13 protein-coding genes are annotated in these 14294 nt (G+C 53.8%); 10 read left to right on the top strand and 3 right to left on the bottom strand.

What is annotated here, in order from left to right; translation table 11 throughout:
• Nucleotides 1–103 precede the first annotated feature (103 nt).
• Complete coding sequence (locus L9P87_RS11025) at nucleotides 104–1306, top strand: cation:proton antiporter (protein WP_237444798.1); 1203 nt, start codon at nucleotides 104–106, stop codon at nucleotides 1304–1306.
• A 302-nt stretch (nucleotides 1307–1608) separates the two neighbouring features.
• Nucleotides 1609–3825 carry a PQQ-dependent dehydrogenase, methanol/ethanol family gene (locus tag L9P87_RS11020; protein ID WP_237444797.1) on the top strand — a complete coding sequence of 739 codons (2217 nt, stop codon included), beginning with the start codon at nucleotides 1609–1611 and terminating at the stop codon, nucleotides 3823–3825.
• Nucleotides 3826–3836: 11 nt separating this feature from the next.
• Here L9P87_RS11020 and L9P87_RS11015 read toward each other — a convergent pair whose 3' ends face one another.
• A complete protein-coding gene (locus L9P87_RS11015) occupies nucleotides 3837–4310 on the bottom strand; it encodes an NUDIX domain-containing protein (RefSeq protein ID WP_237444796.1) in 474 nt (157 codons plus the stop codon).
• Nucleotides 4311–4427: 117 nt separating this feature from the next.
• Between L9P87_RS11015 and L9P87_RS11010 the strand changes: the two genes are divergently transcribed.
• From L9P87_RS11010 to L9P87_RS10990, 5 genes are all read left to right on the top strand, one after another.
• On the top strand, nucleotides 4428–5216 hold the full coding sequence (locus L9P87_RS11010) for an SDR family NAD(P)-dependent oxidoreductase (RefSeq protein WP_237444795.1): 789 nt from the start codon (nucleotides 4428–4430) through the stop codon (nucleotides 5214–5216).
• A gap of 131 nt (nucleotides 5217–5347) precedes the next feature.
• Nucleotides 5348–6799: a TolC family protein gene (locus L9P87_RS11005; protein WP_237444794.1), complete on the top strand. Its 1452-nt coding sequence runs from the start codon at nucleotides 5348–5350 to the stop codon at nucleotides 6797–6799.
• A complete protein-coding gene (locus L9P87_RS11000) occupies nucleotides 6796–7785 on the top strand; it encodes an HlyD family secretion protein (protein ID WP_237444793.1) in 990 nt (329 codons plus the stop codon). The genes L9P87_RS11005 and L9P87_RS11000 overlap by 4 nt, the downstream gene beginning before the upstream one ends.
• A gap of 2 nt (nucleotides 7786–7787) precedes the next feature.
• Entirely contained in the window at nucleotides 7788–8993 is a 1206-nt protein-coding gene (locus L9P87_RS10995; protein WP_237444792.1) for an ABC transporter permease, read from the top strand.
• Entirely contained in the window at nucleotides 8990–10135 is a 1146-nt protein-coding gene (locus tag L9P87_RS10990; RefSeq protein ID WP_237444791.1) for an ABC transporter permease, read from the top strand. The genes L9P87_RS10995 and L9P87_RS10990 overlap by 4 nt, the downstream gene beginning before the upstream one ends.
• Nucleotides 10136–10217: 82 nt before the next feature.
• Here the strand turns inward: L9P87_RS10990 and L9P87_RS10985 are convergent, their stop codons facing one another.
• A complete protein-coding gene (locus L9P87_RS10985) occupies nucleotides 10218–11192 on the bottom strand; it encodes an XdhC family protein (RefSeq protein ID WP_237444790.1) in 975 nt (324 codons plus the stop codon).
• A gap of 145 nt (nucleotides 11193–11337) precedes the next feature.
• Here L9P87_RS10985 and L9P87_RS10980 point away from each other — a divergent pair, with 145 nt between their 5' ends.
• A complete protein-coding gene (locus tag L9P87_RS10980; RefSeq protein ID WP_237444789.1) occupies nucleotides 11338–12228 on the top strand; it encodes a pseudouridine synthase in 891 nt (296 codons plus the stop codon).
• Nucleotides 12229–12248: 20 nt separating this feature from the next.
• Nucleotides 12249–12962, top strand: a complete 714-nt coding sequence (locus L9P87_RS10975) for a 16S rRNA pseudouridine(516) synthase (protein ID WP_237444788.1) — start codon at nucleotides 12249–12251, stop codon at nucleotides 12960–12962.
• Between the two features lie 160 nt (nucleotides 12963–13122).
• On the opposite strand, the gene L9P87_RS10970 is transcribed toward L9P87_RS10975, so the two are convergent.
• The gene (locus L9P87_RS10970) at nucleotides 13123–13635 is read right to left on the bottom strand and encodes a DUF4442 domain-containing protein (protein WP_237444787.1); all 513 of its coding nucleotides are present in this window, start codon (nucleotides 13633–13635) and stop codon (nucleotides 13123–13125) included.
• A 214-nt stretch (nucleotides 13636–13849) separates the two neighbouring features.
• On the opposite strand from L9P87_RS10970, the gene umuD reads away from it, so the two are divergent.
• Complete coding sequence (umuD, locus tag L9P87_RS10965; protein WP_237444786.1) at nucleotides 13850–14293, top strand: translesion error-prone DNA polymerase V autoproteolytic subunit; 444 nt, start codon at nucleotides 13850–13852, stop codon at nucleotides 14291–14293.
• Nucleotide 14294 lies beyond the last annotated feature (1 nt).

The raw sequence follows: 14294 nt of genomic DNA, 5'->3' as shown, positions 1-14294 counted from the left end.
GCGTTGACTGCTAACAAGTTTGGTTAGAGGCCGAATGATCTGGCACACTGGTCACAACCACTCAAAGTATTGCAACCAATAACAGCACAGGACGCTTAACCCCATGAACGAGATCTATACACCGCTGGCGACGCTGGCCGCTTTTATTTTTTGCTATAGCTTAATCGCCAAGCGGGTCGACCGTTCGGTGGTCTCTGGGCCGATGATTTTTACCGCCGCAGGCTTCCTCTTTGGCAGCTGGGGCCTGGGGCTGTTTGGCGGCTCGGCCACCAGCCAAGATCTGCGCCTGCTGGCGGACATGACTCTGGCACTGGTGCTGTTTAGTGATGCCGCCAATGCTAATTTGTCGGTATTAAAAAAGCAGTTACAGATTCCCTCAAGAATGCTTTTCATCGGTTTGCCGATGGTGATCTTACTCGGCTTTATAACCGCAGCCTGGTTATTTGAGCAGCTGTCGCTGTTTGAGGCGGCGATACTGGCCACCATGCTGGCCGCCACCGATGCCGCCCTTGGCAAGGCGGTGGTCACCAACCCTGCGGTGCCCGCACGCATCCGTGAGGGGCTTAACGCCGAGAGCGGTTTTAACGACGGACTCTGTGTCCCCATTTTGTTGCTGCTGATTGCGCTGGAAATCAATAGTGCTGGCGGTGAGCAGCAAGACATTGATGCCCTGTTATTAGTCGCCGAGGAGTTAGGCATAGGCCTGGCGGTGGGTTTAAGCCTGGCATTTCTTGCCGCCCAACTGCTGCGATTGAGCGCCGCCCGCGATTGGCTGTCGCCGATATGGCTGCAGGCAACCGTTGCCGCACTGGCGGTCAGCTGCTTTACCATCGCACAGAACAATCACGGCAGCGGCTATATCGCCGCGTTTTCCGGCGGCATGCTGTTTGGCTACTTAGCCAAGGATAAAACCCACCAGCTGCTGCTGGCAACCGAGGGCGCGGCCGAGGTATTGGCGTTAATGACCTGGGTATTATTTGGCGCCGCCGTCATTGGCAGCAGCATCGCCCTATTCAGTTGGCAGGTGCCGGTCTACGCCCTGCTTAGCTTAACCGTTATACGGATGATTCCCGTTTATCTCTCGTTCAGCGGCAGCGATGTCAGCCCCGCCTCGCGCCTGTTTATGGGCTGGTTTGGCCCCCGCGGCTTGGCCAGCTTGGTGTTTGTCATCATCGCCATCGACGCCGGTTTAGCCAATGGCCAGCTGATTGCCATTATCGTCACCTGTACTGTTGTCTTTAGCCTCGTTTTACACGGCATCACAGCCCGGCCGATGATTAGCTGGCTAAGTAAAAAAGAACCATAGTGGCGACTCTGCACGATCATAAACCGGGTCACACTGAGTCATCAATGGTTTCGCGAACGGGTCATCGAGGCCATGCTGAAAGCTCAAGACAACCGTAGTATCAACACCGCTGCAAACACCGATTGAGGTTTATTCATTGGCCTGATAGCCGCTAGTAGCGACGATGAATTGACCTCTTCAGGCGCAGCGAATAATATGACAGAAATAATGACAATAAGCTTTGTTACGGGGCGTGGTCGCGCCGCGGAGAAACACCGCCGCCGCACCGCCATCGCGCTCTATTCAGCCAAAGGTAAGCCTGCGTGAAAAAAATACTATTGCTCGCTCTGTACTACTGTTTTTGCTCTTCTGTCTATGGCCAGACCATGACCGAGACTCTGATCAACCCCGGCGATGAGTGGCCCGGCTACGGCAGAGACTACGCCGAGCAACGCTTCAGTCCGCAGACTCAAATCGACCGCGACAACGTCGACCATCTTGGCCTCGCCTGGTCGTTTACCTTTCCCACCCACCGGGTAATGGAATCGACGCCGCTGATGCACGACGGCAAACTGTTCGTCACCACGCCCTGGAGCCATGTCTTTGCTCTCGATGCACGCAGCGGTAAATCGCTTTGGCACTTCAACCCCGAGGTCGATAAGTCGCACCTGATCAACAGCTGTTGCGGCCCAGCCAACCGCGGCGCCGCACTGTGGCAGGATGGCGACAATGGCTATGTCTTTGTCGGCAGCTTCGATGGCCGCTTAATCGCCCTCAATGCCGACAGCGGCGAGGTGCTGTGGTCGGTACAAACCGTGCCGGAAAACAAACACTACACCATTACCGGCGCCCCCCGCGTCATCGATGGCAAGGTCATCATCGGTAACGGCGGCGCCGAGCTTGGCGTACGCGGTTATATCACCGCCTATGACGCCGTCAGTGGCGAGCAGCTGTGGCGCTTTTACACCGTCCCCGGCGACCCGGCCAAGCCACAGGAGAGTCAGGCGCTAGAGGATGCCGTGGCCAGCTGGACCGGCGAGTGGTGGAAGTTCGGTGGCGGCGGCACAGTCTGGGATGCCATGGCCTACGACCCAGCGCTCAACCTGCTCTACATCGGCACCGGTAATGGTTCGCCGTGGAACCGTAATATTCGCAGCCCCGGCGGCGGCGACAACCTCTACCTCAACTCGATCGTCGCCATCAACCCCGACAACGGTGACTATGTCTGGCACTATCAAGTCACCCCCAAGGACAACTGGGACTACACCGCCACCCAACATTTAATGCTGGCCGAACTCGACCTCAACAACGATGGCAGCACCACGCCAGTGATTATGCAGGCGCCGAAAAACGGCTTCTTCTATGTGCTCGACCGCCGCGACGGCACGCTGCTGTCAGCCGAGGCCTATGCCCATATTAACTGGGCCAGCCATATCGATATGGTCACCGGCAAGCCGGTGGAAAACCCCATCGCCGACTACAACGAAACCGGCGGCAGCCTGTTGTGGCCTGCGCCCTTCGGTGCCCACAACTGGCAGCCAATGGCCTTCAATCCCAGCGCCGGTCTGGTCTATATTCCCGAGCAGCGAGTGCCCGGCCATTACACCCCCGATGACAAATTCAGCTTTACCCAGCACCGCTGGAATACCGGCGTCGACCTTTGGGGCATGCGCTTCAACCCCAACCCACTGATTGCCAAGGCCACCAACGATGCGATTCTTCGCGGCTATCTCAGCGCCTGGGACCCGGTCACGCAGCGCAAGGTCTGGCAGGTCGAGCACCCCAAGGTCTCTAACGGTGGCGTCTTGGCCACCGCCGGTCAGTTAGTATTCCAAGGCACTGGTGAAGGCGGCTTCTATGCCTATGATGCCAGCAACGGCGAGCGCTTATGGGGCTATCAAACTGACAGCGCCGTACTCGCCGGGCCGATCACTTATTCGCTCGATGGCGAGCAATATATAGCCGTCACTCAGGGCTCCGGTGGCAGCCTGATGCTGGCCGTCAGCGACCAGGGCAGAGCCTACCCGAAGAAGAGCTATCAAAACCCTAATCGCCTACTGGTGTTTAAGTTACAGGAGCAGAAAGCACCTGCCCCGGTTGCCATCGCGCCGTTGACCAACGAGGACTTGATGCCACCGACAGCGCCAGCCTGGGAGGCCAGCGAGGCGCAAATACTCGAGGGCGAGAAACTCTATGAGCGCAACTGCGCCACCTGTCACGGCATCGCCGCCATCGGTGGCAACATCATTCCCGATCTGCGCTATATGGATGAGGTCACCCACCGTGAGTTCCAGGCCATCGCCTTGGCAGGCCTGCGTCAACACAAGGGCATGGTCGGTTTCTACCAGACCCTGCAGCCAACAGAGGTCGATCTTATCCACGGCTATCTGATCGAGCGCAATCATCAGCTGGTTGAGGAACTCAAACCGATGACGTTTTGGCAGCAGTGCTATTACTGGATTTGGTATGGCTTGGCCAAACTCGGCGAAGCCTTCCCCTGGCTGGCCAATGCCACCTACGATTTCAATATGACGCAATAACGTCTTATTGTTTACTGGCTGGCCAACCAATCGTTAATGGCCAGGCCAGTCCCCATATCCCAGCCCTTAAGCTTGTCCTTGGGAATAATTTTATAGTCGTCCAACTCATGGTTGAGGGTGATCTCGCCCTCGGCCTCAACATGGTAGGCAATAATCACCTGATTCTGCTGGGCAAACGGATAAACCCCGACCAGTGTCGATGACCTGACTGTCAGGCCGAGCTCTTCCTCAGTCTCTCGCTGGGCGCATTCTTTCGGGTCTTCACGGCATTCTAAAAAGCCGGTGATAATCGAATAAAAATTATGTTTCCAGGCCGCATTATGCGCCAACACCACACCGCCTTCGACCTCGACTATCATCGCCACCACCGGCGTCGGATTATTCCACAGCACATAGCCACAACCCGGCTCTGAACAACCCTTGCGGATCTCGCCGTCAATCAATACATCGCCTAACGCCTGGGCGCACTGGGGGCAATAATTCATGTTCAGTCTCTCTTTATTATTGTAAATTAATCGCTGCTGGTCAGTTTGCAGAACAGCGCCATCAATGTCGAGATGTTAATGCATCGACCCGCCTTACCACCGAAGAGGAATCGCCCCATGGACCTACAACTCAGTGGCAAAACCGCTCTGGTCACCGGCAGCAATCGCGGCACCGGACAAGCCATTGCCAGTGCTTTAGCCGCAGAAGGTGCCCGTGTGGTCTTTCACAGCAACCAGCCCGGCGATAGTGCCACCGCTGCCGCCGAAGTCGCCAACAGCGAGGCTGTCTGGGGTGACCTGGCAACGGCGCAAGGGCCGGCACAGGTATTACAGCAGCTCGATGACAGTGTCGGCAGCATCGATATACTGGTCAATAACTATGGCACCGCCGGCCGCGGCAGCTGGCAACAATCCAGCCCTGATGACTGGATCGATATGTACCAGAAGAATGTACTCTCGGCGATGTCGCTGATTCAGGGGGTCAGCGGCGCGATGAAACAAAAAGGCTGGGGCAGAATCATTCAGCTGGGTACTATCGGCAGTCACCAGCCCAATAGCATTATGCCGCATTACTATGCCGCCAAGGGCGCACTGGCAACGATGAGCGTCAGCCTAACAAAAGAACTTAGCTGTAGCGGCATCACCGTCAATACCGTCTCACCTGGCTATATCAGAACAACCGAACTCGAGGCGGCGTTTCGTCAAAAAGCAAAAAAGCAAGGCTGGGGAGAAAGCTGGCCAGAGATAGAAGCCGCCATTGTAGAACATGAATTCCCAAACCCCTGCGGGCGCATAGCCGAGCGGCAAGAGGTCGCCGACTTAGTGGCTTTTTTATGCAGCCAACGGGCTGGTTTTATCAATGGTCAAAACATTCGTATCGACGGCGGTGCCGTGGCCTATGTCTAAACCTTCGGCAATATAGCCAACGCTCTAGCACCCTGTTTTCAGCTAACGAAATAGTTTAGCAAGCAAGTGTATTATGCGCGCATATTAACCTACACTATAGCTGTCATATCTTTCGTTTCAGAGGTCATGGATTGAATACTCACAACCCGCTGATATTAGCTATTTTTACCACTGCCCTCAGCGTCGCCGTACAAGCAGAACCGATCGGTTTTGAATCCGCTTGGCAACAGCTGTTGAGCAGCAGTGACAAACTCAAGGCCAGCGCCTCAAAGGTTGAGCAGGCCCGTGGCGATTTAGATTCTACCAGCAGCCTGAACTACCCCAGCCTCGATATCACCGCAAACTACAGCTATATGGAGCAACCCATCGAGCTGGATATTCGTGATTTGAACCCGCTGGCCGAGGCCAATATTCAGCTGCCGATACAGCTGCCCGACTCCTTCTTTGTCACCCCGTTCACCGAACAGGATATTTTTGCCGCCAGCCTCAATGCCATGTGGCCAATTTATGTCGGTGGTAAAATTGATGCTGCCAAGGGCATACGTGCAGCCCAGGTACAGGAGCAACAACAGCAGTTAATTCTCGAACAACGTGAGATGTTTGTGACGCTGACCGAGCGCTATTACGGCGTCATCTTGACCCAGCGCATACGCGACACCCAGGGGAAATTAAAAAGTAGCTTGCAGCAACACTTGCATCATGCCGAATTGATGGAGCAGCAGGGCCAGATTGCCAAGGTCGAGCGACTGAGCGCCAAGGTCAGTTACGACAAGGCAGTATTGGATTACAACAACAGCCAGCGCACCGCCGAGATCAGTCAGACCGCCCTTAATCATTTACTCAACAGTCACCACAATACACCGAGCTCGGAGATGTTTGTGCTGGCCGAGCCACCGGTGTTGGCCAGCCTGCAGCAAGAGGTCCAAGACAGTCATCCAGCGCTGCTATTACTGCAAGCCAAGCAACAACAAGCCGAGGGTTTGATCGCCGTTGAGCGCGGTGGCTATAAGCCAACGGTGTTTCTCTACGGCAATCACACGCTGTATGACGACGACACCTTGCTCGCCGATATTACGCCCGACTGGATTGTTGGTGTGGGCATTAAAATCCCGTTGTTCAGCCGCGATGGTCACAGCGGTAAAATACGCGCCGCCGAGAGCGCTCTGGCACAGGCCCGCTATATGACCAGCCAAACAGAGCAGGATTTACAGCTGTTGCTGCAACAGTCCTATAGCCAAATGTTAGGCGCCAATGATGAAGTCGACAGCCTCAGTTCGACCTTAGATCTCGCCACTGAGAATAGGCGACTGCGTGAAATCGCCTTTAAACAAGGGCTTTCTACCTCACTGGAACGAGTCGATGCCGAGATAAAATTATCCGGCGCCCGTGTTCAGCAGTTGTTGGCCGAGTACAATTATCTTGTCGCCCTCGCCAAACTCAGTGCTGTCACCGGCGATATTGATAATTTTTTAAACCATGCTCAACAGAGCCGCTCCCACACCACACCTGACAAAACAGCCAATAGCGACACCTTCCAACCCGCCATCGCCAACCCTTTTACACAGCAAGGTAATCAACCGTGAATCGCAGCCATCATATTGCCGCCGCCGTTGCCGGCGCCATCATCGTCAGCGTTTTGATCATCGGTCTGTTCAAGGCCTACCAGCAGCCGTCGACCGTATTGCAGGGCCAGATAGAGGCGACAGAACACAGCGTCTCTTCCAAACTCACCGGCCGTATCAGCACCATTGATGTTCGCCGCGGTGACAACGTCGCCATCAATACGCCACTGTTTAGTATTCACAGCACCGTCGTCGAGGCCAAGCGTCGACAGGCCCTCGGTGGTTTTAGCGCCGCCAGCGCACAAAAGCAGCAGGCCGACAGCGGCGCCCGCATACAGGAAATCAGCGCCGCCAAGGATCAGTGGTTGAAAGCCAAGGCCGCTAACGATTTATATAAGGCTACATTCAAACGGGTGGATAATTTGTTTCAAGAGGGCGTGGTCTCGGAACAAAAACGCGATGAGGCACGCACCCAGTGGCAGGCAGCACAGTATACCGAGCAGGCCGCTCTGGCGATGTACCAAATAGCCCAGGAAGGTGCTCGCGTTGAAACCAAGGCCGCCGCCCTAGGTCAGCAGGAAATGGCCCAGGGCGCCCTCGACGAGGTTGACGCCTATCTCGCTGACAGCCAAATGGTGGCACCGATTAACGGCGAGATTACTGAGGTGCTATTACAACCCGGTGAGCTGGCTCCAGCTGGCTTCCCCGTGGTTAGCATGGTCGATATAGACGACAGCTGGGCCGTGTTCCAGCTGCGTGAGGACTTACTCAGCAAGGTCAAACAGGGCGACCGCGTCACCCTGCACATTCCCGCGCTAAATCAAGACGTGAGCTATACCGTCAGTCACATCTCCGTCATGGGCGACTTCGCCACGTGGCGCGCCACCGAGAGCGGCCATGATTTTGATATGCGTACCTTTGAGGTGGAACTACGCCCCAGCAGCCCGGTGCCAAATCTGAAAGTCGGCATGAGCGTGTTACTCGACTTTGACAGCAACGGTCTGTAAAAATGGCGACAGCATCGGCGCATTCATCCACAGCAGGGCTTGGCTCATTGCTACTGGCGAAGCAGTTGCTGCTGAATACCGCCAACAGCCGCTGGCAGTTATGGCTGCTGTCCGCATCGCCGCTGATTATCATGTCGGTGCTGTATTTAATTTTTAGCGCAGGCATTGTTCGCGGTATCGATATCGCCGTCATTGACCTCGATCACAGCCAAAGCAGCCGCCTGCTAAGCCGCTATCTCAATGCCAGCCCAACACTGACTGTTACCGATTATAGCGATGCTGACGCCGCCATAACGGCGGTAAGAAAAGGTCACTACAGCGCCCTGGTTACACTGCCCTATGGCCTGCACCGCAAACTGGCAAACGGTCGTCAGCCAGAGGTTGATATTCGCTATAACGGTCAGTATTTACTACTGGGAAAGCAGGCCAACAGCGCTATTCAGCAGGCCCTGGCCAGCGGACTGCAAAAACTATCGACCAAGAGCTCACTACTCAAGGGGTTAAACCGTCAGCAGATCGCCTTTGCCCTGTCGCCAGTACGCCAACAAATCACCCCGCTGAACAATCGCAACAGTAATTATTTAGCCTTTTTGCTACCGGCGATTATGATTGCGCTGTGGCAATTGGTCAGTGTTATGGCAATCAGTAATGCCTGTGCGCAGCTGATTGCACAGCCGGCACTGTTTACTCAATACCGCAGCATCACACTGTGGCTGGCACAATTTATCGCCATTGCCTTGCCACTATGGCTGCTGGGCATTGCCGGCCTAGCCTTTCTCTATGGCATCTTAGCCCTGCCGTTAGTCGGTAGTTTGTCACTGTTGATTGTCGGTCAACTGATCAGCTTAATAGCGTTGTTTTTGATCGTCGCTGTGCTCTCGATCATCTTCAAAGATAATGTCCGTAGCATCAGTATTTGCGCCGCCCTGTTTGCCCCGGCCTTTGCCTTTATGGGCGTCACCTTTCCCAGCTCAGACATGCCGCTGGCGGCGCTTATCTGGCGACAAATTATCCCCAGCAGTCACTATATGCAGCTTTTTCTCGACCAGCTCAGTCGCAGTGCCAATCTGTTAGATGTCGTAACGCTGAGTCAGTTTTTATTTTTCTTCACCCTCTGCCTACCGCTGATGTTTTTCAGCCGGCAATACCGAACACAGATTCTTCAAGAAAATAATAGTGTCAGTAAAGCAGTCGGGGAAACATCATGACTTTTTGGGCACTATTAAAAAATGAATTCTCCAGCATTTTCAATGACAGTGCCATTGTACTGACGGTGTTTGGCGGCCTGCTATTGTATTCCGTCCTATACCCGCTGCCCTATCTTCACCAGACCACCAGCGAACAAACCGTCGTATTAGTCGACTTTGATCACAGCCACCTCAGCCGCAAGCTCAGCCGGTATCTCGATGCGACGCCACAAATCACCATCAGCCACCATGCCAGCAGCATCCAGGCCGCCGAGAAAATCATTGCCAATGACTTGAGCCGCGGCCTAGTTATTATCCCCGCTCACTTCAAGCGCGACCTATTACAGGCGAAATCGCCGACAATAGCAATCGCCGCCAATGCCAATTATATGCTGGTATACTCAGCCATTGCCGAGGGAGCCGTGAAGGCAACACTGGCCTTAAATGACGATATAAAATCGGCCATACTGCTGGCCACCGGCAGTCAGAAAGCTGATGTCGATATCAGTATCAACCCCATCGAGCTCAACAGCATTCCCGTGTTCAACCTCAGCCTGGGCTACCTAGGCTATATTGTGCCCGCCTTATTTTTACTCATTTTGCATCAGACGCTGCTGATCGGTACCGGCATTTTAGGCGCGTCCCAGTGGCGAAGCGCTGGTTATTGGCAGCGGGTTTCGCCCTGGCAATTAGTGCTCTCTCGCTGCCTTGCCTTCGGTGCCATTTATGCCGGGTTCTCGGCCTATTACTTCGGCTGGGGCTATTACTATTACGATGTCTCACGGCTGGCCAGCATCGGTGAATTATTACTGCTGGTACTGCCCTGGATATTAGCCACCACCCTGGCCGGTATCTGCCTTAGCGTCTGCTTTAACCACCGTGATAAGCCAACCCAGTTGTACGCGATTATCTCGATGCCAATTATTTTCATCAGTGGCTTTGTCTGGCCGTCGGCGTTAATTCCCGGCTGGATGATTGATCTGAGTTATGTCATTCCAGCCATTCCCGCCATCCATGCCATGCTGCAGCTCAATCAAATGGGCGGGCTATGGCAGCACTCGATTGACCTGTGGCTTGGCCTCTGGCTGATGGTTGCGGTCTATGGCAGTCTCGCCTGCTATTTGATCGCTCGCCGACAGTCTTCAGTGACAACACAAGCCTAACCACACCCTGATACCGTCTTTAACAGCAGCGCCCTTGCCAGCTAAGGGCTGTCGTTATTATGCAGCCAACCTTGTCAAATGCTTATACCACGGTTTTTGATTTAGCCTGTATCAACGCCGCCATAATTGAAATGGCGATTTCGACCGGTGTCTTACTGCCGATATCGAGACCGATGGGTGCATGCAGTCTATCCAACGTTGCATCGTCAAACTGGCAGATGCGCTGCAACCGCTCACGGCGTTTTCGCGTTGTCGCCTGCGATCCCATGGCGCCAAGATAATAGCTTGGCAGACCAAAGGCTGTCATCAAGCCGATATCATCAACTCTTGGGTCGTGGGCAAGGGCCAAGACTGCCGAGCGGGGGCCGCTGTGTTTCTCGACAAATAAGCCGGGGTCAGTCCATTCGATATCGATGCCACCTTGATCGGCGGTATAGTTCCAGGCATCGGCCATCTCCTCGCGGTTATCACAGATCCGCACCTGGTAACCGGCACTCAGTGCAATTCTGGCCACATGCTCGCTGACCTGACTAATACCCAATAACAAGATTGACCAGACCTGAGCATAGCGGAGGCTGACCGCCTCGGCGCTCCTCTCTACCTCTTTCTTCGGACTATCGCTGAGGGTAATCAAGCCATGGGCTGCAGTGCCCAGATTGATCGTGCGCTCAAAGGGATGGTAGTGTTCGGCCAGCTTTAACCACTGGCTGATATGATTGATGTTGTCATGACTGGGTTCCAGCCTTTCGACTAACAATTCAATACTGCCGCCACAGGGCAGCTCCGATGGCTGGCCACTGCGATTAAGCTGGCTATTGTAATCAAACAACACCGCCTGCTGCTGGAAATCACCGGCCACTAGTTTTTCGAAAAACGCCTGTTCTAGGCAGCCGCCGGAGATAGACCCTACCCGCTGTTTACCATTAGAGGCAAAAAGCGAACCAACGGGACGGGGCGCCGAACCATAGGTAGAGACGATGGTACACAGCCACACCGGTTGGCTGTCTGCCAACCAGTGCTTGAGTTGTTTTAATACGCTTAAGTCTGTTAATTGCATGGTCTGCTTAAATCACTGGGTCGGATAGTTAGAATACATCAGCCTAGATATCGTGTCTAAGGCCCCATTATAGGCAAGTCAGCCACGGGCCGCTGTTTAGGCCACCTGTGATTTGTTATCATCAGGCTATTTGGTCGCACTCGCTATGAGCATCAGCAAATACCCTTCGAAGGTGACACTGCCCGAGTCCGCCCCCGGCTGCATTACTGTGCTCGATTACTTGGTGCTGAAGTTTCCACTGATCGGTGCCAATACTTGGCGTCGGCGTATGAATACCGGCAAGGTACACGACACAGCGGGAACGGCCATCGGCCCGGATAGACTGTTTACCGCCAAGCTGGGTGTCTATTACTACCGCGAGGTCACCGAAGAGCCTGTCATCCCCTTTGACGAGGCTATTATTTTTGAGGACGACACCTTACTGCTGGCCTATAAACCGCATTTTTTACCGGTGACTGCCGGCGGTCGCTATGTCAATCAATGCCTGCAAAACCGGCTTCGACAGTCGACCGGTAACGATCAACTGCAGGCCTTACATCGTCTCGACCGCCTCACCGCCGGCCTGGTACTGTTCGCCAAAAAGGAGCAGCATCGCGCCCTCTATCATCAGTTGTTTGAACACCATAACATCGAAAAACACTATCAGGCGGTGAGTGAAATAGACCCCTGTGTAAACTATGTTGGTCGACAGTGGCAGGTGGAAAACCATATCTGTCGAGGTGAGCCGCGTTTTTTAATGCGCATCGGCGAGGGCGACAATAACAGCTGTTCGCTGATACGCTGCATCGGCCAACACCACAACAAGGCGCTGTTTGAGCTGCAGCCTATCACCGGAAAAACTCATCAACTGAGGCTGCATATGCAAAGCATCGGCCTGCCTATTCTCAACGACCCGCTCTACCCCGTACTGCAACCAGAACAGCCACAAGACTTTAGCCGTCCACTGCAATTACTGGCGAGGCGCTTAACCTTTACCGATCCAGTCACCCAGCAGCAACGTGACTTCCGCTATCACGCCGAGCTTGGCCTTGAGTAATCCAGCCCCGGGAAATCACCATGGCCGCTAAACGCTCCCGCCTCGACCGCTTTATTGTCCAGCACAGCGAACTGACACGGCGACAATTAAAACCGCTGTTAGCCACAGGTAAGGTGTTAGTGGATTATCAGCCCGTGAATGACGCCAATCTGTTGGTCGATTATTTCAGCCATATCTCTGTCGCGGGCAACGTGCTACAAAATAATCAGCCGGTTTATTTTATGCTCAACAAACCCTGCGGCACAGTCAGTGCCACCAAGGACGACAAAAATAAAACGGTGTTTGACTGCTTGAGACAGGAAGATAGCGTGATAGCCGGCCTCCATATTGTCGGCCGCTTAGACTTTCATACTACCGGACTGGTGCTCATCACCAACGATGGCCGCTGGTCTGAGCGTTTGACGCTGCCAAATAAAAAAATCGAAAAACACTATCGAGTCAATTTACAAAACCCGATCGACGAATCTTACATCAGCGGTTTTGCCGAGGGCATGTATTTTGAGTTTGAAAATATTACCACCCAGCCTGCGCGACTCAATATCATCGACACTCACACCGCCGAGGTGTTTTTGACCGAGGGAAAGTATCATCAGATAAAGCGGATGTTCGGCCGTTTTCGCAACCCGGTTATCGGCCTCCACCGGGCCGCCATTGGTCATATCCAGCTTGACCCGACGCTGCAACCGGGGCAGTACCGGGCGTTAACCGCCGATGAAATCAGTGGTATTAAGTAAACAACCGGGGCAAGCACGATAAAGAGTCATATTCGCATCGACACAACACTGCTTTGTTTATATCGAAATTAATAAAAAATATCATTTAATTAAAATACTAAGATATATTGCCATTGCTCTTTCCGCCGTCCCAGCGCTTTATCGGCGCACTCCTATCGCGCTATTTTTCGGGGCGTTTCGACGGCACCCAGGCCCATATCATGGCCACCTCTATTGGCTCCTTGCCATCTTCATCGGTAACGGTGCAAGCCACTTCAACCTCGCCCTTGGGCGCGCTTTTCATCAACTCGATTTGCTCGGCGGTCAACCAGGCCTCTGCCCGCATTGCGCCACTGGCTCGTTTCAAGTAATCAATCTGCATTGACTTAATCACCGGCGTCGCATCAGCCGGTAAGTTTAAACCGACGATGGCGCCTGTCGCGCTCTCACAGATCAGCCCCATCGCCACCGCATGAATACCGCCAATATGATTTTGTACTTTCTTACGATTAGCGAGAAATACAATACTGCGCTCAGGGGTGAGTAACTCGAAACGCAACCCCGCTGTGCCGAAGAATTTAACCACCCGACCAAAAATAAAAGACAGTAAACGTGGCTGAATTGATTCAGGCATGGCTGAGCAACGGTCGTAAACATTGCGCAACATACTCTTTTTTACAGCGGTATTAGCCATAGGGAGGAACTCCGATAATGTATTATTTTTCACCAAAGGGTGGCATCTAAGGGGTACCACCACAAATGGTGACACCGTCAACACTATTGTATATAGCTTTACTGAGGTGAGGCAAGCCCTGGCTTTTTCTCTCCTGACAGCGTTGCAAACTATTTTATTGTCGATCGAGCCACTTCACTATATACTGTATAAATATACAGCCTCTGGATTACCTATGTCAGTCTCCCTACGCGGGCGCAGCAGCATACGCTCTTTTAACGCCGCCCAACGCATCCATATCCCTTTATTCTTAGAGCGAGTCTCCGCCGGCTTCCCCTCGCCGGCACAGGACTATATTGAGCAGACCCTCGATCTCAACGAACTCTGTATTCAGCACCCTGCCGCCACATACTACGTACGGGTACAGGGCGATTCGATGATCGAAGCTGGGCTCTACGCCGAGGACATCTTAGTCGTCGACCGCTCATTACAAGCTCGCCATGGTGACATTGTCATTGCCGGCCTGCACGGCGAACTCACCGTTAAACAGCTCGAGCTACACCCACGGCCGCGGCTGCTCCCCCGCAACAAGCACTATCGCCCCATCGATATTCCCGATGGCGTTGAACTCGATATATTCGGCGTTGTCAGCAGTGTTGTGCGCAATATCCGTCGCTGAA

It is taken from the genome of Sinobacterium norvegicum (assembly GCF_923077115.1).
GTDB lineage: Bacteria > Pseudomonadota > Gammaproteobacteria > Pseudomonadales > Sinobacteriaceae > Sinobacterium > Sinobacterium norvegicum.
Note: the sequence above shows the minus strand (reverse complement) of the source record. Positions and strands in the feature narration are given on the sequence as shown.